The organism is Escherichia sp. E2562 (assembly GCF_005781075.1).
In the GTDB taxonomy this organism is placed as follows: Bacteria; Pseudomonadota; Gammaproteobacteria; order Enterobacterales; family Enterobacteriaceae; genus Escherichia.
In genome coordinates, this window is record NZ_VATM01000003.1 from 500837 (window position 1) to 525944 (window position 25108).

Annotated in this window: 26 protein-coding genes; 20 read left to right on the forward strand and 6 right to left on the reverse strand. The window is 56.2% G+C overall.

What is annotated here, in order from left to right; genetic code table 11:
• Positions 1-30: 30 nt before the first annotated feature.
• From proP to crfC, 3 genes are all read right to left on the reverse strand, one after another.
• Positions 31-1533, reverse strand: a complete 1503-nt coding sequence (gene proP / locus FEK43_RS06290; RefSeq protein ID WP_130205905.1) for a glycine betaine/L-proline transporter ProP — start codon at positions 1531-1533, stop codon at positions 31-33.
• Between the two features lie 262 nt (positions 1534-1795).
• On the reverse strand, positions 1796-2674 hold the full coding sequence (locus tag FEK43_RS06295; protein ID WP_138158465.1) for a diguanylate cyclase regulator RdcB family protein: 879 nt from the start codon (positions 2672-2674) through the stop codon (positions 1796-1798).
• The gene (gene crfC / locus FEK43_RS06300; protein WP_135408689.1) at positions 2671-4899 is read right to left on the reverse strand and encodes a clamp-binding protein CrfC; all 2229 of its coding nucleotides are present in this window, start codon (positions 4897-4899) and stop codon (positions 2671-2673) included. The genes FEK43_RS06295 and crfC overlap by 4 nt, the downstream gene beginning before the upstream one ends.
• A 397-nt stretch (positions 4900-5296) precedes the next feature.
• Here crfC and FEK43_RS06305 point away from each other — a divergent pair, with 397 nt between their 5' ends.
• From FEK43_RS06305 to phnP, 16 genes are all read left to right on the forward strand, one after another.
• Complete coding sequence (locus tag FEK43_RS06305) at positions 5297-5632, forward strand: zinc ribbon domain-containing protein YjdM (RefSeq protein WP_001300891.1); 336 nt, start codon at positions 5297-5299, stop codon at positions 5630-5632.
• Between the two features lie 376 nt (positions 5633-6008).
• The gene (gene yjdN / locus FEK43_RS06310) at positions 6009-6452 is read left to right on the forward strand and encodes a VOC family metalloprotein YjdN (protein ID WP_130205897.1); all 444 of its coding nucleotides are present in this window, start codon (positions 6009-6011) and stop codon (positions 6450-6452) included.
• Between the two features lie 132 nt (positions 6453-6584).
• Positions 6585-7373, forward strand: a complete 789-nt coding sequence (gene phnC, locus FEK43_RS06315) for a phosphonate ABC transporter ATP-binding protein (protein ID WP_001193408.1) — start codon at positions 6585-6587, stop codon at positions 7371-7373.
• Positions 7374-7397: 24 nt separating this feature from the next.
• Positions 7398-8414, forward strand: a complete 1017-nt coding sequence (gene phnD, locus FEK43_RS06320) for a phosphonate ABC transporter substrate-binding protein (protein WP_000991997.1) — start codon at positions 7398-7400, stop codon at positions 8412-8414.
• A 60-nt stretch (positions 8415-8474) separates the two neighbouring features.
• Positions 8475-9254, forward strand: a complete 780-nt coding sequence (phnE, locus tag FEK43_RS06325; RefSeq protein ID WP_130259490.1) for a phosphonate ABC transporter, permease protein PhnE — start codon at positions 8475-8477, stop codon at positions 9252-9254.
• A 20-nt stretch (positions 9255-9274) separates the two neighbouring features.
• Positions 9275-10000: a phosphonate metabolism transcriptional regulator PhnF gene (gene phnF, locus FEK43_RS06330; RefSeq protein ID WP_135408686.1), complete on the forward strand. Its 726-nt coding sequence runs from the start codon at positions 9275-9277 to the stop codon at positions 9998-10000.
• On the forward strand, positions 10001-10453 hold the full coding sequence (phnG, locus tag FEK43_RS06335) for a phosphonate C-P lyase system protein PhnG (RefSeq protein ID WP_135408684.1): 453 nt from the start codon (positions 10001-10003) through the stop codon (positions 10451-10453).
• On the forward strand, positions 10450-11034 hold the full coding sequence (phnH, locus tag FEK43_RS06340) for a phosphonate C-P lyase system protein PhnH (RefSeq protein ID WP_135408683.1): 585 nt from the start codon (positions 10450-10452) through the stop codon (positions 11032-11034). The genes phnG and phnH overlap by 4 nt, the downstream gene beginning before the upstream one ends.
• Positions 11034-12098: an alpha-D-ribose 1-methylphosphonate 5-triphosphate synthase subunit PhnI gene (phnI, locus tag FEK43_RS06345; RefSeq protein WP_130205885.1), complete on the forward strand. Its 1065-nt coding sequence runs from the start codon at positions 11034-11036 to the stop codon at positions 12096-12098. Before phnH ends, phnI begins: the two co-directional genes overlap by 1 nt.
• Complete coding sequence (gene phnJ, locus FEK43_RS06350) at positions 12091-12936, forward strand: alpha-D-ribose 1-methylphosphonate 5-phosphate C-P-lyase PhnJ (RefSeq protein WP_097482381.1); 846 nt, start codon at positions 12091-12093, stop codon at positions 12934-12936. Before phnI ends, phnJ begins: the two co-directional genes overlap by 8 nt.
• Entirely contained in the window at positions 12933-13691 is a 759-nt protein-coding gene (gene phnK / locus FEK43_RS06355; protein ID WP_135405667.1) for a phosphonate C-P lyase system protein PhnK, read from the forward strand. Before phnJ ends, phnK begins: the two co-directional genes overlap by 4 nt.
• 110 nt (positions 13692-13801) lie before the next feature.
• Positions 13802-14482 (forward strand): phosphonate C-P lyase system protein PhnL, encoded by a 681-nt coding sequence (gene phnL, locus FEK43_RS06360; protein ID WP_000611425.1) that lies wholly within the window; start codon positions 13802-13804, stop codon positions 14480-14482.
• The gene (gene phnM / locus FEK43_RS06365; protein WP_130205881.1) at positions 14479-15615 is read left to right on the forward strand and encodes an alpha-D-ribose 1-methylphosphonate 5-triphosphate diphosphatase; all 1137 of its coding nucleotides are present in this window, start codon (positions 14479-14481) and stop codon (positions 15613-15615) included. Before phnL ends, phnM begins: the two co-directional genes overlap by 4 nt.
• Positions 15615-16172, forward strand: coding sequence for a ribose 1,5-bisphosphokinase (phnN, locus tag FEK43_RS06370; protein WP_135408680.1), 558 nt, complete (start codon positions 15615-15617; stop codon positions 16170-16172). Before phnM ends, phnN begins: the two co-directional genes overlap by 1 nt.
• Complete coding sequence (gene phnO / locus FEK43_RS06375) at positions 16159-16593, forward strand: aminoalkylphosphonate N-acetyltransferase (protein WP_001110490.1); 435 nt, start codon at positions 16159-16161, stop codon at positions 16591-16593. The genes phnN and phnO overlap by 14 nt, the downstream gene beginning before the upstream one ends.
• Before the next feature lies 1 nt (position 16594).
• A complete protein-coding gene (gene phnP / locus FEK43_RS06380; protein WP_135408678.1) occupies positions 16595-17353 on the forward strand; it encodes a phosphonate metabolism protein PhnP in 759 nt (252 codons plus the stop codon).
• A 26-nt stretch (positions 17354-17379) separates the two neighbouring features.
• Here the strand turns inward: phnP and yjdP are convergent, their stop codons facing one another.
• The 3 genes from yjdP to FEK43_RS06395 form a co-directional block, all read right to left on the reverse strand.
• Entirely contained in the window at positions 17380-17709 is a 330-nt protein-coding gene (yjdP, locus tag FEK43_RS06385) for a DDRRRQL repeat protein YjdP (protein WP_130205873.1), read from the reverse strand.
• A gap of 68 nt (positions 17710-17777) precedes the next feature.
• Positions 17778-18410: a GNAT family N-acetyltransferase gene (locus FEK43_RS06390; protein WP_130206094.1), complete on the reverse strand. Its 633-nt coding sequence runs from the start codon at positions 18408-18410 to the stop codon at positions 17778-17780.
• A gap of 112 nt (positions 18411-18522) precedes the next feature.
• A complete protein-coding gene (locus FEK43_RS06395) occupies positions 18523-20787 on the reverse strand; it encodes a hybrid sensor histidine kinase/response regulator (RefSeq protein ID WP_135408676.1) in 2265 nt (754 codons plus the stop codon).
• Positions 20788-20900: 113 nt separating this feature from the next.
• Between FEK43_RS06395 and FEK43_RS06405 the strand changes: the two genes are divergently transcribed.
• The 4 genes from FEK43_RS06405 to FEK43_RS06420 are packed head-to-tail and all read left to right on the forward strand — an operon-like array spanning position 20901 to position 25102.
• Positions 20901-22421: a sugar ABC transporter ATP-binding protein gene (locus FEK43_RS06405; RefSeq protein WP_135408673.1), complete on the forward strand. Its 1521-nt coding sequence runs from the start codon at positions 20901-20903 to the stop codon at positions 22419-22421.
• Positions 22418-23392 carry a ribose ABC transporter permease gene (locus FEK43_RS06410; RefSeq protein WP_135408671.1) on the forward strand — a complete coding sequence of 325 codons (975 nt, stop codon included), beginning with the start codon at positions 22418-22420 and terminating at the stop codon, positions 23390-23392. The genes FEK43_RS06405 and FEK43_RS06410 overlap by 4 nt, the downstream gene beginning before the upstream one ends.
• A gap of 30 nt (positions 23393-23422) precedes the next feature.
• Positions 23423-24364 carry an ABC transporter substrate-binding protein gene (locus FEK43_RS06415; protein WP_131161370.1) on the forward strand — a complete coding sequence of 314 codons (942 nt, stop codon included), beginning with the start codon at positions 23423-23425 and terminating at the stop codon, positions 24362-24364.
• Between the two features lie 54 nt (positions 24365-24418).
• Complete coding sequence (locus tag FEK43_RS06420; RefSeq protein WP_130205865.1) at positions 24419-25102, forward strand: D-lyxose/D-mannose family sugar isomerase; 684 nt, start codon at positions 24419-24421, stop codon at positions 25100-25102.
• Positions 25103-25108 lie beyond the last annotated feature (6 nt).

Below are 25108 nucleotides of genomic sequence, written 5' to 3' on the forward strand. Positions count from 1 at the left end.
ACAGCGTCGCATCAGGCCATCCATTTCAGATTACTCATCAATACGCGGATGTTGCTGCACCAGGCGAGAACGTTTCGCCTGCAAATCGGCAATCTCGTGGTCAATATCCTCGATTTTTTGCTCAATATTATCGTAATGCTCGACAAGAATTTCCTTCGCTTCCTGTAAATCTGACGCCGCTGGCGTCGCACCTTTCAATGGCTGATTCGCCGTCTCTTTCATGGTTACGCCGGTGATTAAACCAACCACCGCCACGACCATCAGATAATAGGCGGGCATCATCAGATTCTGCGAGCTTTCGACCAGCCAGGCCGCCAGTGTTGGCGTCAGACCAGCAATCAGCACCGAAATATTAAATGCCGCCGCCAGTGCACTGTAACGGATATGCGTCGGGAACATCGCTGGCAGCGTTGAGGCCATAACACCCGTAAAGCAGTTAAGGATCACTGCCAGCATCAACAACCCGGCGAAAATCAGGCCGATGATATTACTGTTAATCAGGATGAACGCCGGGATCGCCAGCGCAAACAGCGCAACACTGCCGAGGATCACAAACGGACGACGGCCAAAACGGTCACTAAGCAGCCCCATCACCGGTTGCACAAACAACATACCAATCATAATGGCGATAATAATCAGCACTCCGTGGTCTTCGGAGTAGTGCAGGTTATGCGACAAATAACTCGGCATATAGGTCAGCAGCATGTAGTAAGTGACGTTGGTGGCAATCACCAGGCCAATACACGTCAACAGACTGCGCCAGTGTTTGGTGGCAATCTCTTTAAACGAGACTTTCGGACCATCCTGCAAACCTTCCCGGTCGCCCTGCTCCAGTTTCTCAACATGTTGCTGGAAAGCTGGCGTCTCTTCCAGCGCATGGCGCAAGTAAAGCCCGATAATCCCTAAAGGCAGAGCGATAAAGAACGGAATACGCCAGCCCCAGTCGAGGAAGTTTTCTTCACCGACGATGGTCGAAATTAACACCACCACGCCCGCACCCAGCACAAACCCGGCAATAGAACCGAAATCCAGCCAACTGCCCATAAAGCCGCGTTTACGGTCAGGGGAGTATTCCGCAACAAATATCGACGCCCCGGTATATTCGCCCCCCACCGAGAATCCTTGCGCCATCTTACAGATCAACAACAGAATCGGTGCCCAAATACCAATAGAGGCGTAGGACGGTATTAAGCCAATACAGAACGTACTGATCGACATAATCACAATGGTGATCGCAAGGATCTTCTGGCGACCATATTTATCGCCCAACATACCGAAGAAGAGCCCGCCAAGCGGTCGAATCAGAAAGGGAACGGAGAAGGTGGCAAGTGCAGCAACCATCTGCACGCTGGGGTCAGCCCCCGGGAAAAAGACCTTACCTAATGCGTAGGCAACAAAACCATAAACACCAAAATCGAACCATTCCATTGCATTACCCAGCGATGCTGCGGTAATGGCTTTGCGCAGTTTACCGTCATCAATAATAGTGACGTCACGAAGGGTAATCGGTTTTACTTTTTTCCTTTTCAGCATAGCTTTCCTCGCAGAGTAAGCCCATTTCCGCACACGTCAGGCAAATGACGTGGCGCCCGCAAAAGGGAAGCGGGAATTGCAGGGTGCAATCTCTGTAACAAGCGTAGCGGGTTTACTTACACGTTCCGATTAAGAATTGTACAACCAAACCAGTTGACGCCTGAATTGGGCAGTTAATGACCTTTTTACCCTACCAGCGTTTAAATTTGTGATCAACTTCACACATGGATTTCGTTAAACACCCATCAATGTAACTAATCATTTACACGCAATTTACAGAGAAGATTTCCTCGACCATGGCCTCCACCAGACGTTGTGCTGAACAGAGCCGTGGCATCCCTACCGCGACAGTTTGCCAACGTTGGGTCACCGACCAGCAAACGGGCTGTTTATCTGCATCGGACCACTTACCCAACCAACCTAAAAAGTCAGCATGCTCCCCACCGCTTAGAGCTGTGGGTGATGTGAACCATTGGTGGTAATAATGACGAGTAGTCGGTGCCGCGTTGATACTTTCAGCCAGATATTGCGTCGCTTTCACGCGCAAATCATCAAGCAACAACGCTGCCGCTTGCGGACTTCCCAGACGGCAGGCATCGCCAAACGCCCCCCAACGCAGTTCTTCCAGAACGATGAAACCACGTCCAGGCAGCGACCAACTGTCATACGCACCGACACGCCAGCGAGTAAAAATTTGCTCGCTCTGTTCGCCCGCCTGCACCAGCAACCCTCGTTGCGTTAAGGCTTTTTCCTTCCAGTGACAACGGGCTGAAAACCACTCATATAAAGCGGTAATTTGCTGCTGGAGTTCCGGGAAAGCGGATTGTGGGCGGAGATCCCTTTTTTGCAGTAACGCCAGATATTGTGCGATCTGTGTCAACGCCAGATGACCGGGGTCAAGCATTGCCGCCAATTTTTCCACCAATGCCAGGCGTAGACTAAGCGGCGCATTTAACATTCCGGCATTCGCCCACGTCTGAAGCTGTGTGCGAGCAAGGATCTCCTGCATCAGTCGTTCACGAAACTGCTGCTGATGGGCTTGCGGATGGCGGGTATCATCGCCCAGCGCCAGATCCACTAAAAAGCGGGGATGAACCGACTCCAGTACGCGACCGGGGCCGTCCAGTAACGTCTTTGTCAATACTGTTCTGCCGTGAAAAGAGTTTGAATATCATCGCGTAACAACTGAGAGTCCGTATAAATCCAGCCGTGCGTTGTTGCAGTCTGCTGCAATTGCTGCTGCATAATTTTCACCACGGATTCATTTTGCTGTCGCAAAGCCAGACTTTCGCGTAAACGCGTGTGTAATTCCGTCAAACATACAGCGAAATCAGCGAAAAATGTGCTCATTCCTGCCGTGACAGAATCATCGACCTGAACCGCTAAAACTTTAGCCATTTGTTGGCAATAGAGGTCAATTTCTTCGGTTAACGTACGTTGTAGCACACTGTAATCAACGGTCTTCGTCGGGGATTTCTCACTACTCCGTCCCCAGTCTGGTTGATTCAACCAGCGCGAGAAAGTCTCACGTACAACACCTAAACGGGTGACCTGCTCATCCGGTATTTCCTGGAGTGATATTGCATCGCTGAATAGCTGGCGAGTATTGAAGTGGGGAACCACGCTGCGAAAAACAGGAAACTCAAATCCAGGGCGAAACCCAGACTCACTCAATGCCACTTTAACCTGTTGTTCAATGGGACGAATAACATCGGTTAGTACCCGGCAAAGGGTTGATTCCAGTTCAGCAAAACGCAGCGTGAAATCCCGGCTGATTTGGGTCTGTGCCGTCTGTAACAGTGTCTCGCAGCGAGTACGAATCTCGCTTAATGGCCACGAATCATGTTGAAACAGCACGGCTAACTGGGCATTCACCTGCTCTTGCTGCTGACGCAAAAAGTCGTTGGCTGATGCCAGAGCAAGTTCTATTTCATGTTGAATCTCACCGCTCACCTGCGTCTGATTGAGTTGCAATAGCTGCAAATTTTCTTCGAGTTGGTGGATATTTTGCCGCAATAGCTCGCAGGCGACAGTCAGGCCGTGGGCGCGAAAATCAAGGTACTCCCGCGCCTGCTGGGCGTAATTCAACAATTTATGCGAGGCAGAACGCAGAGCGTACAACGACGCGTTGGCATACGCGGCATGAAGCAACGCCTGCACCGGCTGTTCAAATAACGAGTCTTCCCACAATTGCTCAACTGCATGGCGAATATGGTCGATATCCTCCAGATCCGCGTTACACCAGCGCCTACCGAGCGCCGCATGAGCAAAATCCTCCACCCAGCGTTGCTGTTGAGGATCGGGCAACCTGCCGCTGCTGGCTAACTCATGGCGCGCCCGATTCGCCAGATAGCCCCACATCGACGATACCGGAAATATCTGCCCTGGCGTAACACAGCCTTTCATCAACGTCCCGGAAATCAGCGCCCGCACCTGTTCGGCATCGTCGCTGTTACGATCCTGCTGATCGAATTTATTGACCAATACATACAGCGGTACTGACTTGCCGACGGCCATAACCGCCGCACGCACCTCTTCATCGGAGATCGATTTCAGTTGCGTATAATCCATCACCGCCAGCACCGCAGAAGCGCGCGCCAGCTGCTCATTAAGCATTTGTTGCAGATGTGGTTGTCCGGCTTCGTTTGGCCCGGGAGTATCCAGTAATGTTAACTGCCCCGGATAACTTTCCAGCCCCGCCAGATGGACGAACTCCACTTCAATCACCGGAATATGTTCAATGGCGGCGTAAGCAGAAAAAGGAAAATCAACGTCCAGCGCTTTCGCCATGCGCACCAAATCATTCAAACTTTTCAGACAATGAAAAATAGGCTGGGCGCCCAGGTAATATTTTTCGAAAGCGACGCCATTTTCGATCCGCTGCATAAGTGCACGCATATCTTTATCTATTTCCAGCAGATCGGTCAGATGTTTAATATCGTAATCACGCAGGCGTTGTTGTAATTGTTGGATTAAACGGTCAATTGGCGCGACATGTGAAAAATGCAGCACGGGTTCTTTTTGCCCCGGTGTATGGCGAATAAGCGTTGGCAGCGCAGTCATAGGGCGATTGCGATTAGGAAGAACTTCAGTGCCAACAATGGCATTAATGGTGGTTGATTTCCCTGCTTTCATTGTGCCGACAATCGCCAGCACCATTTCCAGACGGGAAATTTTACGCAGCTCATTATTCAGCATCGCGTGGCGCTCGACGATATTATGCTGACTCCAGGGTAAAGTCAGAGGCGGCGCCACTTCTCCAGGTACAGCGAGAGGCATTTTTTCCAGTAACTGCAACTGTTGTCGGGAAAGCAGTAACAGACGTTCCGCCTCCTGACTTAACTCATATATTGTCTGTGTGCACATGGAAAGTTCTTCCTTAAAGCAAATTTTATTACTTTTATTTAGCCAGATCGTTTTTTAGTTCTGTTTTCGGCTTTTATAATTACTGCGGGAAATAATTTATATTTAATTTGTTGTTTTTATTAGAATGACGACGTCTCTTCCGACACGTTTAAAAGTCAGAAAGATAGAAAACAATTAAATAAAAAAAAGAACAAGAATAAAGTTAACCTTATCTCAAATAATAAACTGAGGCAAAAAGATTATTTTCTTTTTGCCTTCTCTTTCAAATGAAAACGATCGTCGTCTAAAATCAGCAGTACCCCCGACAAACTCAGGGATTTTGTGTATAATTGCGGCCTTTTTCGGCAATCTGCCGTTTTTTGGCGCTTTTGCCCCGCTGACTTTTGAGGAAATCCACATGTCATTACCACACTGCCCAAAATGCAACTCCGAATACACTTACGAAGATAACGGCATGTACATCTGCCCGGAATGCGCCTACGAATGGAACGACGCAGAACCTGCACAGGAAAGTGACGAGCTGATCGTTAAAGATGCTAACGGCAACCTGCTGGCTGACGGCGACAGCGTTACCATCATTAAAGATCTGAAGGTGAAAGGTAGCTCTTCGATGCTGAAGATCGGCACCAAAGTGAAAAACATCCGCCTGGTTGAAGGCGACCATAACATCGATTGCAAAATCGACGGTTTTGGTCCGATGAAACTGAAATCTGAGTTCGTGAAAAAGAACTGATTGTATTGCTCAATGTAATGTTGGCACATGATCGGTAGGCCGGATAAGGCGCTCGCGCCGCATCCGGCAACGGTGCCAGATGCCTGATGCGACGCTCACGCGTCTTATCAGGCCTACAAATTCTCGCACCATCCGTAGGGCGGATAAGGCGCTCGCGCCGCATCCGGCAACGGTGCCGACTGCCTGATGCGACGCTTGCGCGTCTTATCAGGCCTACAAATTCTCGCACCATCCGTAGGCCGGATAAGGCGTTCACGCCGCATCCGGCAACAGTGCGACTGCCTGATGCGACGCTCGCGCGTCTTATCAGGCCGCCTCTCATCTGTACAAATTTCGAACTACACTTAACTGGCTTCTCTTAACTGAGGTCACCATCATGCCGTTAAGTCCCTACCTCTCTTTTGCCGGTAACTGTGCCGACGCAATTGCTTATTATCAACGCACATTGGGCGCGGAACTGCTCTATAAAATCAGCTTCGGCGAAATGCCGAAATCAGCGCAGGACAGCGCCGAAGGCTGCCCTTCCGGGTTGCAATTTCCCGATACCGCCATCGCCCATGCTAACGTGCGTATTGCCGGAAGCGATATCATGATGAGCGATGCCATGCCGTCAGGAAAAGCCAGCTACTCCGGCTTTACGCTGGTGCTCGATTCGCAACAGGTCGAAGAAGGAAAACGCTGGTTTGATAACCTTGCAGCTAACGGAAAAATCGAAATGGACTGGCAGGAAACCTTCTGGGCGCATGGCTTCGGCAAAGTCACCGATAAATTTGGCGTACCGTGGATGATTAATGTCGTCAAACAACAACCAACGCAATAACCCGCCGGGAGGCCCGCCCTCCCGCACTGTCATCGAATTCCCGTTAACTCTTCATCTGTTAGTCACTTTTAATTAACCAAATCGTCACAATAATCCGCCACGATGGAGCCACTTTTTTAGGGAGGCTGCATCATGCAAACGATTATCCGTGTCGAGAAGCTCGCCAAAACCTTCAATCAGCATCAGGCGCTGCACGCGGTTGATCTGAACATTCATCATGGTGAAATGGTGGCTCTGCTTGGGCCGTCGGGTTCCGGCAAATCCACCCTTTTACGTCACTTAAGCGGTTTGATTACCGGCGATAAATCTGTCGGTAGCCATATCGAGCTGCTGGGCCGCACTGTCCAGCGCGAAGGCCGTCTGGCGCGCGATATCCGCAAAAGCCGCGCCCATACCGGCTACATCTTCCAACAATTCAACCTGGTGAATCGCCTGAGCGTACTGGAGAACGTGCTGATTGGCGCGCTCGGCAGCACGCCGTTCTGGCGCACCTGTTTTAGCTGGTTCACCGGCGAGCAGAAACAGCGCGCGTTACAGGCGCTGACCCGCGTTGGCATGGTGCACTTTGCTCATCAGCGCGTTTCCACCCTCTCCGGCGGCCAGCAGCAACGTGTGGCGATTGCCCGTGCGCTGATGCAGCAGGCGAAGGTAATTCTGGCGGACGAACCGATCGCCTCGCTGGACCCGGAATCAGCGCGCATCGTGATGGACACCCTGCGCGACATCAACCAGAACGACGGCATCACCGTGGTCGTCACGCTGCATCAGGTGGATTACGCCCTGCGCTACTGCGAACGCATCGTCGCCCTGCGCCAGGGGCACGTCTTCTACGACGGCAGCAGCCAACAGTTTGATAACGAACGTTTTGACCATCTCTACCGCAGCATTAATCGCATCGAAGAGAACGCGAAAGCTGCCTGACATCCCCATCATTGAGGAAAACGAATGAACGCTAAGATAATTGCCTCGCTGGCCTTCACCAGCATGTTCAGCCTCAGCACCCTGTTAAGCCCGGCACACGCCGAAGAGCAGGAAAAGGCGCTGAATTTCGGCATTATTTCAACGGAATCACAGCAAAACCTGAAACCGCAATGGACGCCGTTCTTACAGGATATGGAAAAGAAGCTGGGCGTGAAGGTCAACGCCTTCTTTGCCCCGGACTACGCGGGCATTATCCAGGGAATGCGCTTCAACAAAGTGGATATCGCCTGGTACGGCAACCTGTCGGCGATGGAAGCGGTGGATCGCGCCAACGGCCAGGTCTTCGCCCAGACGGTTGCGGCGGATGGATCGCCGGGTTACTGGAGCGTATTGATCGTCAACAAAGACAGCCCGATCAACAACCTGAACGATCTGTTGGCAAAGCGGAAAGATCTCACCTTCGGCAATGGCGATCCTAACTCCACCTCTGGCTTCCTCGTCCCCGGTTACTACGTCTTTGCCAAAAACAATATCTCCGCCAGCGACTTTAAGCGCACGGTCAACGCCGGGCATGAAACCAACGCCCTCGCCGTCGCCAACAAACAGGTGGATGTTGCCACCAACAACACTGAAAACCTCGACAAGCTGAAAACCTCCGCACCAGAGAAGCTGAAAGAACTGAAAGTGATCTGGAAGTCGCCTCTGATCCCAGGCGATCCGATCGTCTGGCGCAAAAACCTGTCCGAAACCACCAAAGACAAGATCTACGACTTCTTTATGAACTACGGCAAAACGCCGGAAGAGAAAGCGGTGCTGGAGCGTCTGGGCTGGGCGCCGTTCCGCGCCTCCAGCGACCTGCAACTGGTACCCATTCGCCAGCTCGCGCTGTTTAAAGAGATGCAGGGCGTAAAAGGCAATAAAGGACTGAATGAGCAGGACAAGCTGGCGAAAACCACCGAGATTCAGGCACAGCTGGATGACCTAGACCGCCTGAACAACGCGTTAAGCGCGATGAGTTCGGTGAGTAAAGCGGTGCAGTAATGTGCTCGATCGGTCCCCTCTCCCACAGGGAGAGGGAGAAAACATTAAACGGAGCCAAACATGCAAACCATCACCATCGCCCCACCCAAGCGCAGCTGGTTCTCGATCTTCAGCTGGGCCGTTGTTCTCGCCGTGCTGGTCGTCTCGTGGCAGGGCGCGGAAATGGCCCCGCTCACGCTGATTAAAGATGGCGGCAACATGGCGACTTTCGCCGCCGACTTCTTCCCGCCCGATTTCAGCCAGTGGCAGGATTACCTCACCGAAATGGCCGTCACGCTGCAAATCGCCGTCTGGGGAACTGCGCTGGCCATCATTCTCTCCATTCCCTTCGGTCTGATGAGCGCCGAAAATCTGGTGCCCTGGTGGGTTTACCAGCCCACGCGCCGCCTGATGGACGCCTGCCGCGCCATTAACGAAATGGTCTTCGCCATGCTGTTCGTGGTCGCCGTCGGCCTCGGTCCGTTCGCTGGCGTGCTGGCGCTGTTTATCCACACCACCGGCGTGCTCTCCAAACTGCTTTCCGAAGCAGTGGAAGCGATTGAACCCGGCCCGGTGGAAGGCATTCGCGCCACTGGCGCCAACAAGCTCGAAGAGATCCTCTACGGCGTACTGCCACAGGTGATGCCACTGCTGATTTCCTACTCCCTCTATCGCTTCGAATCCAACGTCCGCTCGGCGACCGTCGTCGGCATGGTCGGCGCGGGCGGGATCGGCGTCACGCTGTGGGAAGCGATTCGCGGTTTCCAGTTCCAGCAAACCTGCGCCCTGATGGTGCTGATTATCGTCACGGTCAGCCTGCTGGATTTCCTCTCTCAACGGTTGCGTAAGCACTTTATCTGATTAGCGAGGCATTGATATCTATGCACTTGTCTACACATCCGACCAGCTACCCGACACGCTATCAGGAGATAGCCGCAAAACTTGAGCAGGAGCTTCGTCAACACTACCGCTGCGGTGACTATCTCCCCGCGGAGCATCAACTGGCGGCACGCTTTGAGGTGAACCGCCACACCTTGCGCCGCGCCATCGACCAACTGGTGGAGAAAGGCTGGGTACAGCGCCGTCAGGGCGTCGGCGTGCTGGTGCTGATGCGCCCGTTCGATTACCCGCTCAACGCCCAGGCGCGTTTTAGCCAGAACCTGCTGGACCAGGGCAGCCACCCCACCAGCGAAAAACTGCTGTCGGTGCTGCGCCCCGCCTCCGGTCACGTCGCTGATGCGCTGGGGATAACTGAGGGGGAGAACGTCATCCACCTGCGCACCCTGCGTCGGGTCAACGGCGTCGCGCTCTGTTTAATCGACCACTACTTTGCGGACCTCACCCTCTGGCCGACGCTGCAACGCTTCGACAGCGGCTCGCTGCACGATTTTCTGCGCGAGCAAACGGGGATTGCGCTGCGCCGCAGCCAGACGCGGATCAGCGCCCGCCGCGCCCAGGCCAAAGAGTGCCAGCGTCTTGAAATCCCGAATATGTCGCCGCTGCTGTGCGTGCGCACCCTTAACCACCGTGACGGTGAAAGCAGCCAGGCGGAGTACTCCGTCAGCCTGACGCGCGCCGACATGATTGAATTCACTATGGAGCACTGAATGCACGCAGATACCGCGACCCGCCAGCACTGGATGTCCGTGCTGGCGCACAGCCAACCGGCTGAACTGGCAGCCCGCCTGAAAGCGCTGAACATCACCGCCGACTATGAAGTGATTCGCGCCGCTGAAACCGGCCTGGTGCAGATTCAGGCGCGGATGGGCGGCACCGGCGAACGCTTTTTTGCTGGCGACGCCACGCTCACCCGCGCCGCCGTGCGCCTGACTGACGGCACGCTCGGCTACAGCTGGGTGCTGGGGCGTGATAAACAGCATGCCGAACGCTGCGCGCTGATTGACGCGCTGATGCAGCAATCTCGCCACTTTCAAAACTTATCAGAAACCCTTATTGCCCCGCTGGACGCTGACCGTATGGCACGCATTGCCGCACGCCAGGCCGAAGTGAACGCCAGCCAGGTCGACTTCTTTACGATGGTTCGCGGAGACAACGCATGACCCTGGAAACCGCTTTTATGCTTCCTGTGCAGGATGCCCAGCACAGTTTTCGTCGCCTGTTAAAGGCCATGAGCGAGCCGGGCGTGATTGTCGCCCTGCATCAGCTCAAACGCGGCTGGCAGCCGCTGAATATCGCCACCACCAGCGTGCTGCTCACGCTGGCCGATAACGACACGCCGGTGTGGCTTTCCGCGCCATTAAGTAACGATATCGTCAGCCAGAGCCTGCGTTTTCATACCAACGCGCCGCTGGTCAATCAACCGGAACAGGCGACCTTCGCGGTAACGGATGAGGCGATTTCCAGCGAACAGCTCAACGCCCTTTCCACCGGCACCGCCGTTGCGCCAGAAGCGGGCGCGACGCTGATTTTACAGGTCGCCAGCCTGAGCGGCGGGCGCATGTTGCGTCTAACCGGCGCGGGTATTGCCGAAGAACGAATGATCGCCCCGCAGCTACCGGAGTGCGTTCTGCACGAACTCACCGAGCGCCCGCACCCGTTCCCGCTCGGCATCGACCTGATCCTGACCTGCGGCGAGCGCCTGCTGGCTATTCCGCGGACCACTCATGTGGAGGTGTGCTGATGTACGTTGCCGTGAAAGGGGGCGAAAAGGCGATCGACGCCGCCCACGCCCTGCAAGAAAGCCGACGCCGGGGCAATACCGATTTGCCTGAACTGAGCGTCGCCCAGATTGAACAGCAGCTTAACCTTGCGGTGGATCGCGTGATGACCGAAGGCGGCATTGCCGACCGCGAACTGGCGGCGCTGGCGCTGAAACAGGCCAGCGGCGATAACGTTGAAGCGATTTTCCTGCTGCGCGCCTACCGCACCACGCTGGCAAAGCTGGCGGTAAGCGAGCCGCTCGACACCACCGAGATACGCCTCGAACGGCGTATTTCGGCGGTTTATAAAGACATTCCCGGCGGCCAGCTGCTTGGCCCAACCTACGACTACACCCATCGCCTGCTCGATTTCACTCTGCTGGCAAACGGTGAAGCGCCGACGCTAACCACCGCCGACAGCGAACAACAGCCGTCGCCGCACGTTTTCAGCCTGCTGGCGCGTCAGGGGCTGGCGAAGTTTGAAGAAGATAGCGGCGCACAGCCGGACGACATCACCCGCACGCCGCCGGTTTACCCCTGCTCACGCTCCTCCCGCCTGCAACAGCTCATGCGCGGCGACGAAGGCTATTTGCTGGCGCTGGCCTACTCCACCCAGCGTGGTTACGGGCGCAACCACCCGTTCGCAGGCGAAATCCGCAGCGGCTATATCGACGTGTCGATTGTGCCGGAAGAGCTGGGATTTGCGGTGAACGTCGGCGAACTGCTGATGACTGAGTGTGAAATGGTCAACGGTTTTATCGACCCGCCGGATGAGCCGCCGCATTTTACACGCGGCTATGGGCTGGTGTTCGGCATGAGCGAGCGCAAAGCGATGGCAATGGCGCTGGTTGACCGCGCTCTGCAAGCCCCGGAATACGGCGAGCACGCGACAGGCCCGGCGCAGGATGAAGAGTTCGTGCTGGCGCATGCCGATAACGTCGAAGCCGCAGGCTTTGTCTCGCACCTCAAACTTCCGCACTACGTCGATTTCCAGGCCGAACTGGAGCTACTCAAACGTCTGCAACAGGAGCAGAACCATGGCTAATCTGAGCGGCTACAACTTTGCGTACCTCGACGAGCAGACCAAACGCATGATCCGCCGCGCCATCTTAAAAGCGGTGGCGATCCCCGGTTATCAGGTGCCGTTTGGCGGGCGCGAAATGCCGATGCCGTACGGCTGGGGAACCGGCGGCATTCAGCTCACCGCCAGCGTGATTGGCGAAAGCGACGTGTTGAAGGTGATTGACCAGGGCGCAGACGACACCACCAACGCCGTGTCGATCCGCAACTTCTTTAAGCGCGTGACCGGGGTAAACACCACCGAGCGCACGGACGATGCGACGCTTATCCAGACGCGCCATCGCATCCCCGAAACGCCGCTGACCGAAGATCAGATCATTATTTTCCAGGTGCCGATCCCGGAACCGCTGCGCTTTATCGAGCCGCGCGAAACGGAAACCCGCACCATGCACGCGCTGGAGGAGTACGGCGTGATGCAGGTGAAGCTGTATGAAGATATCGCCCGCTTCGGTCATATCGCCACTACCTACGCCTATCCGGTGAAAGTAAACGGGCGCTACGTGATGGACCCGTCGCCGATCCCGAAATTTGATAACCCGAAAATGGACATGATACCCGCCCTGCAGCTGTTCGGCGCGGGGCGCGAAAAACGCATCTATGCGGTGCCGCCGTTTACCCGCGTGGAAAGCCTCGATTTCGACGATCACCCGTTCACCGTCCAGCAGTGGGATGAGCCGTGCGCCATCTGCGGATCGACCCACAGCTATCTTGATGAAGTGGTGCTGGATGACGCCGGAAACCGCATGTTTGTCTGCTCCGATACCGATTATTGCCGCCAACAGAGCGAGGCGAAAAGCCAATGAATCAACCGTTACTTTCGGTCAATAACCTGACTCATCTTTACGCGCCGGGCAAAGGCTTCAGCGATGTCTCTTTTGATTTATGGCCGGGGGAAGTGCTGGGCATTGTCGGGGAATCCGGCTCCGGGAAGACCACGCTGCTGAAATCAATCTCCGCCCGCCTGACGCCGCAACAGGGGGAGATTTACTACGAGAACCGTTCCCTCTATGGCATGAGCGAAGCCGACCGCCGCCGCCTGCTGCGCACCGAATGGGGCGTGGTGCATCAGCATCCGCTCGACGGCCTGCGCCGCCAGGTGTCGGCAGGCGGCAATATCGGCGAGCGGCTGATGGCGACCGGGGCGCGTCATTACGGCGACATTCGCGCCACCGCGCAGAAATGGCTGGAAGAGGTGGAGATTCCCGCTAACCGGATCGACGACCTGCCGACCACCTTTTCCGGCGGCATGCAGCAACGTTTGCAGATCGCCCGCAACCTGGTGACGCATCCGAAGCTGGTGTTTATGGACGAGCCAACCGGCGGGCTGGATGTGTCGGTACAGGCACGCCTGCTCGATCTGCTGCGCAGCCTGGTGGTGGAGCTGAATCTGGCAGTGGTAATTGTCACCCACGATCTGGGCGTCGCCCGCCTGCTGGCGGACCGTTTGCTGGTGATGAAGCAGGGGCAAGTGGTGGAGAGTGGGTTAACCGACCGTGTGCTCGACGACCCGCATCACCCGTATACCCAACTGCTGGTGTCATCGGTTTTGCAGAATTGAGCCGGTGCCGGATGCGGCGTAAACGCCTTATCTGGCCTACAAATGCGCTCCCAGTAGGTCGGATAAGACGCATCAGCGTCGCATCCGACACCCGAACCACGAGGCGAAAAATGATTAACGTACAAAACGTCAGTAAAACCTTCATCCTGCACCAGCAAAACGGCGTGCGCCTGCCCGTCTTACAACGCGCCTCGCTCACCGTCAACGCGGGCGAATGCGTGGTGCTCCACGGCCACTCCGGCAGCGGCAAATCAACCCTGCTGCGCTCGCTGTACGCCAACTATCTGCCCGACGAAGGGCAAATCCAGATCAAACACGGTGACGAATGGGTAGACCTGGTCACTGCACCAGCGCGCAAAGTGGTGGAAATCCGCAAAACCACCGTCGGCTGGGTGAGCCAGTTTCTGCGCGTCATCCCGCGTATTTCGGCGCTGGAAGTGGTGATGCAGCCGCTGCTCGATACTGGCGTTCCGCGTGAAGCCTGCGCCGCTAAAGCCGCGCGTCTGCTCACGCGCCTGAACGTACCGGAACGCCTGTGGCACCTTGCGCCATCAACCTTCTCGGGCGGCGAACAGCAGCGCGTCAACATTGCCCGTGGCTTTATCGTCGACTACCCCATTCTGCTGCTCGACGAACCCACCGCCTCGCTGGACGCCAAAAACAGCGCCGCCGTAGTCGAGCTGATTCGCGAAGCCAAAGCCCGTGGCGCGGCCATCGTCGGCATCTTCCATGATGAAGCCGTACGCAATGACGTCGCCGACCGCCTGCACCCAATGGGAGCCTCTGCATGATTATCAATAACGTCAAACTGGTGCTGGAAAACGAAGTGGTGCACGGTTCGCTGGAGATGCAGGACGGCGAAATCCGCGCCTTTGCCGAAAGCCAGAGCCGCCTGCCAGAAGCGATGGACGGCGAAGGCGGCTGGCTGCTGCCGGGGCTGATTGAGCTGCATACCGACAACCTCGATAAATTCTTCACCCCGCGCCCGAAAGTTGACTGGCCTGCCCACTCGGCGATGAGCAGCCACGACGCGCTGATGGTGGCGAGCGGCATCACCACCGTGCTGGACGCCGTGGCGATTGGTGATGTGCGCGACGGCGGCGATCGGCTGGAGAATCTGGAGAAGATGATCAACGCCATCGAAGAGACGCAGAAACGCGGCGTCAACCGCGCCGAGCACCGTCTGCACCTGCGCTGCGAACTGCCGCATCACACCACGCTGCCGCTGTTTGAAAAACTGGTGCAGCGCGAGCCAGTCACGCTGGTGTCGTTGATGGACCACTCACCCGGCCAGCGCCAGTTCGCCAACCGCGAGAAGTATCGCGAATATTATCAGGGCAAATACTCGCTCACCGATGCGCAGATGCAGCAGTACGAAGAGGAACAACTGGCGCTCGCCGCACGCTGGTCGCAGCCGAATCGCGAAACCATTGCCGCGATCTGCCGCACACGCCAGATTGCGCTTGCCAGCCACGATGACGCCACGCACGCCCACGTCGCCGAATCCCACCAGCTTGGCAGCGTGATCGCCGAATTTCCCACCACGTTTGAAGCAGCGGAAGCCTCGCGTAAGCATGGCATGAACGTGCTGATGGGCGCGCCGAATATCGTGCGTGGCGGCTCGCACTCCGGCAACGTGGCGGCAAGTGAACTGGCGCAGCTTGACCTGCTGGATATCCTCTCTTCCGACTACTACCCCGCCAGCCTGCTGGATGCGGCATTTCGCGTCGCCGATGACCAGAGCAACCGCTTTACGCTGCCGCAGGCGGTGAAGCTGGTGACCAAAAATCCGGCCCAGGCGCTGAATCTTCAGGATCGCGGGGTGATTGGCGAGGGCAAACGCGCCGACCTGGTGCTGGCGCATCGCAAGGGCAATCATATTCATATCGACCACGTCTGGCGTCAGGGTAAAAGGGTGTTCTGATGATGGGAAAGCTAATCTGGTTGATGGGGCCTTCCGGCTCCGGGAAAGACAGCCTGCTGGCGGCGCTGCGCCAGCGGGAACAGGCGCAGTTACTGGTGGCACATCGCTACATCACGCGCGATGCCTGTGCCGGAAGCGAAAACCATATCGCCCTGAGCGAGCAGGAGTTTTTTACCCGCGCGGGGCAAAATCTGCTGGCCTTAAGCTGGCACGCTAATGGTCTGTATTATGGCATCGGCATCGAGATTGACCTCTGGCTGCACGCTGGATTCGACGTGGTGGTCAACGGCTCACGCGCGCATTTGCCGCAGGCGCGGGCGCGCTATCAATCGGCGCTGCTGCCCATTTGTTTACAGGTTTCGCCGGAGATCCTCCGCCAGCGCCTGGAAAACCGTGGGCGTGAAAACCCCAGTGAAATTAACGCCCGGCTGGCGCGCGCCGCCCGCTATACTCCGCAGGATTGCCATACGCTCAACAATGACGGCAGCCTGCGCCAGTCGGTCGACACGCTGCTGACGCTGATCCATCAGAAGGAGAAACACCATGCCTGCTTGTGAGCTTCGCCCGGCCACGCAGTACGATACCGACGCGGTTTACGCGCTGATTTGTGAGCTAAAACAGGCGGAGTTTGACCATCACGCGTTTCGCGTGGGCTTTAACGCCAACCTGCGCGACCCGAATATGCGCTACCATCTGGCGCTGCTGGATGGCGAAGTTGTCGGCATGATCGGCCTGCATTTGCAGTTTCATCTGCATCATGTCAACTGGATCGGCGAAATTCAGGAACTGGTGGTGATGCCGCAGGCGCGCGGCCTGAACGTCGGTAGCAAGTTGCTGGCATGGGCAGAAGAAGAAGCCCGCCAGGCCGGGGCCGAAATGACCGAGCTTTCCACCAACGTGAAGCGCCACGACGCGCACCGTTTCTATCTGCGCGAAGGCTACGAGCAGAGCCATTTCCGCTTCACGAAGGCGCTGTAACATGAGCCTGACTCTCACGCTCACCGGCACTGGCGGCGCACAGGGCGTTCCGGCATGGGGCTGTGAGTGCGCGGCCTGCGTCAGAGCGCGGCGCTCACCGCAGTATCGCCGCCAGCCATGCAGCGGCGTGGTGAAGTTTAACGAGGCTGTCACCCTGATCGACGCCGGGCGGCACGATCTCGCCGATCGCTGGTCACCCGGATCGTTCCAGCAGTTTTTGCTGACGCATTATCATATGGATCACGTGCAGGGGCTGTTTCCGCTGCGCTGGGGCGTTGGCGATCCGATCCCGGTTTACGGCCCGCCGGATGAACAGGGTTGCGACGATCTGTTTAAACATCCGGGCCTGCTTGATTTCAGCCACACGGTGGAACCGTTTGTAGTGTTTGATTTGCAGGGGGTGCAGGTCACGCCCCTGCCGCTCACCCACTCAAAACTCACTTTCGGCTATTTACTGGAAACGGCACATAGCCGGGTGGCGTGGCTGTCTGACACCGCTGGCCTGCCGGAAAAAACGCTGAAATTTTTACGCAATAACCAGCCGCAAGTGATGGTGATTGATTGCAGCCACCCGCCGCGCGAGGATGCGCCGCGTAATCACTGCGATTTAAACACCGTGCTGGCGCTGAATGAAGTTATCCGCTCGCCGCGCGTGATTCTGACGCACATCAGCCACCAGTTTGATGCGTGGCTGATGGAGAACGCGCTGCCGTCGGGATTTGAGGCGGGGTTTGATGGGATGGAGATTGGGGTAGCGTGATGGGGAGAATGTGCGCACTGGCCCCCTCACCGCCCATACTCATCTTCCATCCTCCGCTCTTCATCTTCCAGTTGCCGACGCTCCCGATCAAGCTGGCGCTGGCGATCGTCCAGCTGCCTGCGGCGATCTTCAAACTGGCGGTGGCGGTCGTCATATTGTCTGCGCCGATCGTCGCTCACTTGACGCTGCCAGCCGTCGTCGCGCGAATCTTCATAGTCACGCCCACGGTCAGGGTTATAAGCGTCGTTAATCGCCTGCTGAATATTGCCAATGGTGTCGTCGATAATATCGGCCTGGGCCGGAACGGTGGACAGCGTGAGCAGGGTGAAAAGAAAGAGCGTGGAGTAAGGTTTCATAAGCCAGTCTCTGCAATGGACTGGCTTAACGTTAGTTGAGTGTGAATGAGCGGAGTAGCGGAGTAATCTCAAATTCGGTAAGGCGCAGACTCTTCCATTAGCTGGTTAGCTCGCTGTTTATTTTCCGCCACCAGCACAATGCCATGACATTTTTGATCCGGTGAAATACTCCAGATACGCTCTTCCGGAATGCAACCGCCATCGTAGATCACTTTCGTGCCATCGTAAGGCCAAAATGCCCCTTGTTCAGTGTCTAATACAAACACGGAAATCTGATCGGACTCGCGCGCGATCTTCTGCCAGAGCATCTTCCCGCCATCATATTGATCAAAATCGCTGATTAGCGTGATACCGCATTGCAGAATTAGCGCTTCATACAGCCGAGTTGCCAGCCCCTTATCGCGCTCACCAGGAGAGACACAAATACCTTCCACCTGTACCAGATCCGAGTCTTCCCACCAGCGTTCAACGGCAATGATATCGCTGCCGAACTCTTTTTTACGCTGCAGATCGAGAGCGGCAAGTACCCGATGACGCGGCACGCCTGCAAAAACTTCAATGTCCGCTTCAATGATGGCCGCTCTTGGCGTCTGCTTGTCATAAATTACCTGTAACAGACGTCCAGAAAGCTCGATCTCTTCCACCACGCGAAAAGAACGAGCAACCGTCATAGGGCTATAGGTGGTTGGCATCACGATCATATGTGAATCGCCTCTTGTCAGTACTGGCATAATTCCTTTTATATCCCATTCAGAACAGAATTGCTCACAATAGCAGCACGTTTGCTTCAGGCCTCTTGATAAATTCTGAAAATCATCCCTCAATTTGCCCCAGCGCCTGCGCCAGCTGCGCGCGGGTAAAAGGTTTGCGCAGTAGCGCCACATCGGGCAGCGCGGGGTTATGGCTGGGGCGTAAATCCTGACCACTGATGAGTAGCAGCGTCAGGTGCGGGTAAAGTTTGCGGGCCGCATTGACCACTTCTGCGCCGCTCATGCCGCCGGGGAGCATTAAGTCACTGATAAAAATATCGATTTCTGCTGATGCCGCCAGCAGGTCCAGCGCCTGTTCGCCGCTGCTCGCTTCCAGCGTCAAATAGCCCAGCAGGTGCAACTGCTCGCAGATGGTCTGGCGCACCGCGGCTTCATCTTCCAGCACTAACACCAGTTTATCGCCGCTGACGGCTGTCTGCTCTACCACCGCTGGCGAGAGGTTTTTCGCCACCGTCAGCGCGCGGGGAAGCTGTAATCTGACCGTTGTTCCCTGCCCCGGCGCGCTTTCAATTTCTACGCGCCCGCCCGACTGGCGCACGAAACCATAGACCATCGACAAGCCCAGCCCACTGCCGCTGCCCGTCTGTTTGGTGGTAAAGAACGGCTCGAACACCTGGCTTTTCACCGCCTGCGACATGCCGCTGCCATGATCGATGACCTCCAGCGCCACCATGTCCTGTCGCTGCCCACTGCTGCGGGTGACACGCTGATTCCAGGTGCGAATTTTGATGATTCCCGTCTGCCCTTCCATCGCATCGCGGGCGTTCACTACCAGATTGATGATGGCGTTTTCCAGCTGGCTGACGTCAATCCACGCAGGCCACGCCGGAGACTGCGCTTCGATCTCCAGCGCCAGGGTTGCCGGTAAGGAGTGGCGCATTAATTCGCTTAACTCTTCCAGCAGAGTTTTCAGTTCAACGGCTTGCGGATGTAAGGACTGCTTGCGGGAAAACGCCAGTAGCCGCTGGGTCAGTAGCGCCCCACGTTCGGCGGCTTGCAGCGCCCGCTGTATTCGCGGCGCGTCGGGCGAGTCCGTGTTCACCAGCTCCAGGCTGCCGATAATCACTGCAAGTAGATTATTAAAATCATGCGCCAGCCCGCCCGTCAGTTGCCCGACCGCTTTCAACTTCTGGCTGTGCAATAGCGCCTCTTCCAGCCCCTGCCGCTCGGTTTGGGCAATCTCCATCTGCGTGGTTTTCTCTTTCAACAGCCGTGAGGTTCGTTCGAGTGACGCGGTATTGCGGGCAAAAACGTTAAAGGCGCGCGCCAGTTCACCCAACTCATCGCGTCGCTGTAACGCCGGAAAAGTGACGTCCGCTTCACCGTGCGCCAGGCGGCTCATGGCGCGGGAAATTGCCGTCAGGTTAGAGCCGAGATTGCGATAGATATACCAGCCTGCAAACGCGGTGATCACCACCGCTAACAGAGCGAAAATCATGATCAGCCTCTCGCCGGAGCGCAGATCCTGGTAACTTTGTGCCACCCGCTGACCGGAGAGCGTCGCCACCTGTTCGGCGTAACGGTTAATGTCACTATTGAGGATCGCCACCAGCGCTTTGATGTGGAACATATACCAGCTGATCGCCAGATCGCTTTGCTCGAGAGCGGCCGAAAGCGGCGCCAGCTTGCGCAGTTCATCATTGAAATCAGTGAGTAGCGTATTAACCAATGGCGTATCGCTGTGGGTCGGTAATGCAGACATCACCCCGACCAGTTGATGAATAATCGCCTGCGGCGCGGACGTGGCAATAGCGGCAACAATCAGTCGGTTCATCTCGTTAAGCAAAATGTCATCTTCCGCGTGAGTGACTTTTTGCAAATGTCGCAGATAACTTAAGTTTTGATATAGCGAACTTAACAGCGCGTTACGCTCCAGATGCCGCCTTTGCCCGCGCTCCAGCATTCCGCCGACGCTGGTTTGCAGTTCGTTACTACGCGTGATGATTCGCGTCACCAGCCCGGCGTCCTGCTGCGCTAAAGGCGCGTCCGCCAGTTGCTCAAGCGAAATTTTTAACGCCCGCTGTGTCTCCTGCAATCGCTCGGCTTCACCTTTGTATTCCAGCGCCCCTACTACCTGCGACAATCGCACCGCCGCCGTCGCCACGTTTGCCGTGTCGCGCGCCAGATTCAGGCTGCCGGTCATATCATCCACCGTTTGCTGCTGCACCTGCTCCTGCATCTGGCTGGCATGACGAAAACCCATTACCGCCACGCCGCTGACCATCAGCGTCACCGCCACCACCAGCAAATTTAAAAGCAGCAATCGCCCGCGCGCGCTGGCAAAAAAGTGATGTCCGGGGTGCGCCATATCACGCTCCGTAAAGAAAAATCGCAATATGACAAATATGAACGGCTTCTGACATTTTGCATTTACTTTCCTGTGATGGAGTGCTGATATCGACAACCTCGCAGGAGTCTGCCATGAACAGCACGCCGGTTCTGGAGATGCGCAATATTGCCAAAGCCTTCGGCAAATTTTATGCGCTCAAGGGGGTGGATTTGACGGTTTACCCTGGCGAGATCCATGCCCTGATGGGGGAAAACGGCGCGGGAAAAAGCACGCTGATGAAGGTGCTGGCGGGGGCGTATACCGCCACCAGCGGCGAGATCCTGATTGACGGCAAGCCCTTTCACATTCGCACGCCAAAAGATGCCTTAAGCGCCGGTATTACGCTGATTTATCAGGAGATGCAGCTGGCACCGAATCTGACGGTAGCTGAAAACATTTTCCTCGGCAGCGAGCTTTCCCACGGCGGGCTGGTGCAGCGCAAAGAGATGCTGATGCAGGCGCAAAAAGTGATCGACCGCCTCGGCGCGCAGTTTAACGCCAGCGATAAAGTCATGACGCTGACCATTGCCGAGCAACAACAGGTCGAAATCGCCCGCGCGCTGCATCGCAACAGCCGCATTCTGGTGATGGACGAACCCACCGCCGCCCTCTCCTCGCGTGAAACTCACCGCCTGTTTGAACTGATTATGCGGCTGCGCGATGAAGGGATGGCGATTATCTATATCAGCCACCGCATGGCGGAAGTGTATGAGCTTTCCGATCGCGTCAGCGTGCTGCGCGACGGGCAATACGTTGGCAGCCTGACCCGCGATAACCTCAACGCCGCTGAACTGGTACGGATGATGGTCGGCAGGCCACTGAGCGATCTGTTCAATAAAGAGCGCGATATCCCGCTCGGCAAAGCCCGCCTGAATGTTCACCACCTGACCGACGGTGGCAAAGTCCAGCCGAGTAGCCTGCTGGTGCGTTCCGGCGAAATTGTCGGCCTCGCCGGGCTGGTAGGAGCCGGACGTTCAGAGCTGGCGCAGTTGATCTTCGGCGTGCATAAAGCGACGGGCGGAATGATTGAAGTCGATGGTGAACCGGTGGTGATCCACTCCCCGCGCGAAGCTATCGATCTTGGCATTGGTTTTCTCACCGAAAATCGCAAAGAACAAGGTTTGTTCCTTGAAATGGCGGCAGCCGAAAACATCACCATGGCAACCCTGGAGCGCGATGCCAGCTGGGGAATACTCAACCGCAAAAAAGCACAAACCATCTCCGATGACGCCATTAAGTTGCTCAACATCCGCGTGCCTCATGCCCAGGTGCGAGCGGGCGGGCTTTCAGGCGGCAATCAGCAAAAGCTGTTGATCTCCCGCTGGGTGGCGATTGGCCCGCGTATTTTACTGCTCGACGAACCCACGCGTGGTGTGGATGTCGGCGCAAAAAGCGAGATCTACCGGATCATGAACGAGATGGCGCGCAAAGGCGTGGCGATCCTAATGATCTCCAGCGAACTGCCGGAGATAGTCGGCATGAGCGATCGCGTTTATGTGATGCGCGAAGGCAGCATTGCCGGTGAGTTAAACGGCAAAAACATCACCCAGGAAAACATTATGACCTTAGCGACTGGCGTCAACGACGCCCATTCCCAGGCGGTGCCCTCATGACGACCTCTGTAAAGACCTCTGCCAAAAAAATGCTGATGAGCGATCTGATGCAAACGGTCGGCATTTTGCCCATTTTAATTCTGATCGTGGCGGTATTTGGCTTTATCGCGCCAAACTTTTTTACCGAAAGCAACCTGCTAAATATTACCCGCCAGGCGTCGATCAACATTGTGCTGGCGGCGGGGATGACCTTCATCATTTTGACTGGCGGGATCGACCTTTCTGTAGGTTCAATTCTCGGCACCACGGCGGTAGCGGCGATGGTCGTCTCCCTTAGCCCGGAGTTCGCCATGCTGTCGATTCCAGCGGCGCTGATGTTCGGCCTGCTGCTGGGGTTGTTCAACGGCGCACTGGTGGCCTTTGCCGGATTGCCACCGTTTATCGTCACGCTCGGCACCTATACGGCGCTACGCGGGGCGGCGTATCTGCTGGCGGACGGCACCACGGTCATCAACTCCAACATTAATTTCGAGTGGATAGGTAATAACTATCTTGGGCCTGTCCCGTGGCTGGTGGTGATTGCCCTCGCAGTGATTGTGCTGTGCTGGTTTATTCTGCGCCGCACCACGCTTGGCGTTCATATCTACGCCGTCGGCGGCAATATGCAGGCAGCGCGTCTTACCGGCATTAAGGTCTGGCTGGTGCTGCTGTTTGTTTATGGCATGAGCGGCCTGCTTTCAGGGCTTGGCGGGATTATGAGCGCCTCGCGGCTGTACAGCGCCAACGGCAACTTAGGCATGGGGTACGAACTGGATGCCATTGCGGCGGTGATCCTCGGCGGCACCAGTTTTGTCGGTGGCATCGGCACCATCACCGGCACGCTGGTTGGGGCGCTGATTATCGCCACGCTAAACAACGGCATGACCCTAATGGGCGTCTCTTACTTCTGGCAACTGGTGATCAAAGGGGCGGTGATCATCATTGCGGTGCTGATCGATAAATACCGTACCCGACATCATCAAAGCGCATAACAACAATACCCTACACATGAGGAATACAGCATGAGATTGAAGCCCTTAGTGACCGCGCTCTGTGCAGGCGCGCTGCTGGCAGCGGCACCGTTCGCCCAGGCGAAAGATCTGAAATCGATAGGCGTGACGGTGGGCGACCTGGCGAACCCGTTCTTCGTACAGATCACCAAAGGCGCGGAGCTGGAAGCACGCAAACTGGCAGGCGATAACGTCAAAGTGACGCTGGTTTCCAGCGGCTACGATCTGGGCCAGCAGGTGTCGCAGATCGACAACTTTATCGCCGCTAACGTCGATATGATCATCCTCAACGCTGCCGATTCAAAAGGGATCGGCCCGGCGGTGAAACGGGCGAAAGACGCCGGGATCGTGGTCGTCGCAGTTGACGTAGCGGCAGAAGGCGCCGATGCCACCATCACTTCCGATAACACCCAGGCAGGCGAAATGGCCTGTAAGTACATCACCGATCGCCTGAAAGGCAAAGGCAACGTGGTGATCATCAACGGGCCTCCGGTGTCCGCCGTGCAAAACCGCGTTGAAGGCTGCCAGACTGAATTTAAACGCCATCCTGACATCAAGGTGCTCTCTGACAACCAGAACGCCAAAGGCAGTCGTGAAGGCGGGCTGGAGGTAATGACCGGACTGCTGGCGGCAAATCCGAAGATCGACGGCGTATTTGCGATTAACGATCCCACCGCGATCGGTGCCGATCTGGCAGCCAAACAGGCACAACGTAGCGAGTTCTTTATTGTCGGCGTTGACGGAAGCCCGGACGCCGAAGAGGCGCTGAAACGTGAGAACTCGTTGTTTGTCGCCACCCCTGCGCAAGATCCCCAGGTGATGGCAGCGAAAGCGGTGGAAATTGGCTACGACATTTTGCAGGGCAAACCCGCGCCGAAAGAGCCGGTGCTGATCCCGGTGACGATGATCGACAAAAACAACGTCGGCAATTACAAAGGCTGGACGGTGAAATAAGTCCACACGCCGGGCGGCGCAGCTGCCCGGCCACCGCTAAGGAGAACGCTTTCGATGAAACGCTCCGCTATAAACGACATTCTCGGCCATACACGGCAATTCTTTTCGCAACATGACGTGCATCTTCCGCCCTTTGCCAGTTTCACGCCTGCCCAATGGCAACAACTCGACTCCACTGCGTGGGAGGAAGTTTTTGAGCTCAAACTCGGCTGGGATGTTACCGCTTTTGGTGGCAACGACTTTGCTGCACAGGGGCTGACGCTGTTTACCCTGCGTAACGGCTCACCAAAAGGAATGCCGTATGTGAAATGTTACGCCGAGAAGATCATGCATGTGCGCGATGCGCAGGTAACGCCAATGCATTTTCACTGGCGTAAGCGTGAGGACATTATCAATCGCGGCGGCGGCAATTTGATTGTTGAACTGTGGAATGCCGATAGCAACGAGCAAACGGTTGATAGCGACGTTACGGTGGTGATCGACGGCTGCCGCCAGAAACATACCGCAGGCAGTCAGTTGCGCCTGTCTCCCGGCGAAAGTATCTGCCTGCCGCCTGGCCTTTATCACAGCTTTTGGGCAGAAGCCGGTTTTGGCGATGTGCTGGTTGGCGAAGTCTCTTCTGTTAATGACGACGACCACGATAACCACTTTTTACAGCCGCTGGACCGCTACAACCTGATTGACGAAGACGAACCGGCCCAGTTGGTGTTGTGTAACGAATACCGCCAGTTCCGCTGAATAAGG

Coding starts and splice junctions, on each gene's coding strand:
- proP (WP_130205905.1), bottom strand. CDS start 1,533: ATGCTGAAAAGGAAAAAAGTAAAACCGATTACCCTTCGTGACGTCACT.
- crfC (WP_135408689.1), bottom strand. CDS start 4,899: ATGTGCACACAGACAATATATGAGTTAAGTCAGGAGGCGGAACGTCTG.
- FEK43_RS06305 (WP_001300891.1), top strand. CDS start 5,297: ATGTCATTACCACACTGCCCAAAATGCAACTCCGAATACACTTACGAA.
- yjdN (WP_130205897.1), top strand. CDS start 6,009: ATGCCGTTAAGTCCCTACCTCTCTTTTGCCGGTAACTGTGCCGACGCA.
- phnC (WP_001193408.1), top strand. CDS start 6,585: ATGCAAACGATTATCCGTGTCGAGAAGCTCGCCAAAACCTTCAATCAG.
- phnD (WP_000991997.1), top strand. CDS start 7,398: ATGAACGCTAAGATAATTGCCTCGCTGGCCTTCACCAGCATGTTCAGC.
- phnE (WP_130259490.1), top strand. CDS start 8,475: ATGCAAACCATCACCATCGCCCCACCCAAGCGCAGCTGGTTCTCGATC.
- phnF (WP_135408686.1), top strand. CDS start 9,275: ATGCACTTGTCTACACATCCGACCAGCTACCCGACACGCTATCAGGAG.
- phnG (WP_135408684.1), top strand. CDS start 10,001: ATGCACGCAGATACCGCGACCCGCCAGCACTGGATGTCCGTGCTGGCG.
- phnH (WP_135408683.1), top strand. CDS start 10,450: ATGACCCTGGAAACCGCTTTTATGCTTCCTGTGCAGGATGCCCAGCAC.
- phnI (WP_130205885.1), top strand. CDS start 11,034: ATGTACGTTGCCGTGAAAGGGGGCGAAAAGGCGATCGACGCCGCCCAC.
- phnJ (WP_097482381.1), top strand. CDS start 12,091: ATGGCTAATCTGAGCGGCTACAACTTTGCGTACCTCGACGAGCAGACC.
- phnK (WP_135405667.1), top strand. CDS start 12,933: ATGAATCAACCGTTACTTTCGGTCAATAACCTGACTCATCTTTACGCG.
- phnL (WP_000611425.1), top strand. CDS start 13,802: ATGATTAACGTACAAAACGTCAGTAAAACCTTCATCCTGCACCAGCAA.
- phnM (WP_130205881.1), top strand. CDS start 14,479: ATGATTATCAATAACGTCAAACTGGTGCTGGAAAACGAAGTGGTGCAC.
- phnN (WP_135408680.1), top strand. CDS start 15,615: ATGATGGGAAAGCTAATCTGGTTGATGGGGCCTTCCGGCTCCGGGAAA.
- phnO (WP_001110490.1), top strand. CDS start 16,159: ATGCCTGCTTGTGAGCTTCGCCCGGCCACGCAGTACGATACCGACGCG.
- phnP (WP_135408678.1), top strand. CDS start 16,595: ATGAGCCTGACTCTCACGCTCACCGGCACTGGCGGCGCACAGGGCGTT.
- yjdP (WP_130205873.1), bottom strand. CDS start 17,709: ATGAAACCTTACTCCACGCTCTTTCTTTTCACCCTGCTCACGCTGTCC.
- FEK43_RS06390 (WP_130206094.1), bottom strand. CDS start 18,410: ATGATCGTGATGCCAACCACCTATAGCCCTATGACGGTTGCTCGTTCT.
- FEK43_RS06395 (WP_135408676.1), bottom strand. CDS start 20,787: ATGGCGCACCCCGGACATCACTTTTTTGCCAGCGCGCGCGGGCGATTG.
- FEK43_RS06405 (WP_135408673.1), top strand. CDS start 20,901: ATGAACAGCACGCCGGTTCTGGAGATGCGCAATATTGCCAAAGCCTTC.
- FEK43_RS06410 (WP_135408671.1), top strand. CDS start 22,418: ATGACGACCTCTGTAAAGACCTCTGCCAAAAAAATGCTGATGAGCGAT.
- FEK43_RS06415 (WP_131161370.1), top strand. CDS start 23,423: ATGAGATTGAAGCCCTTAGTGACCGCGCTCTGTGCAGGCGCGCTGCTG.
- FEK43_RS06420 (WP_130205865.1), top strand. CDS start 24,419: ATGAAACGCTCCGCTATAAACGACATTCTCGGCCATACACGGCAATTC.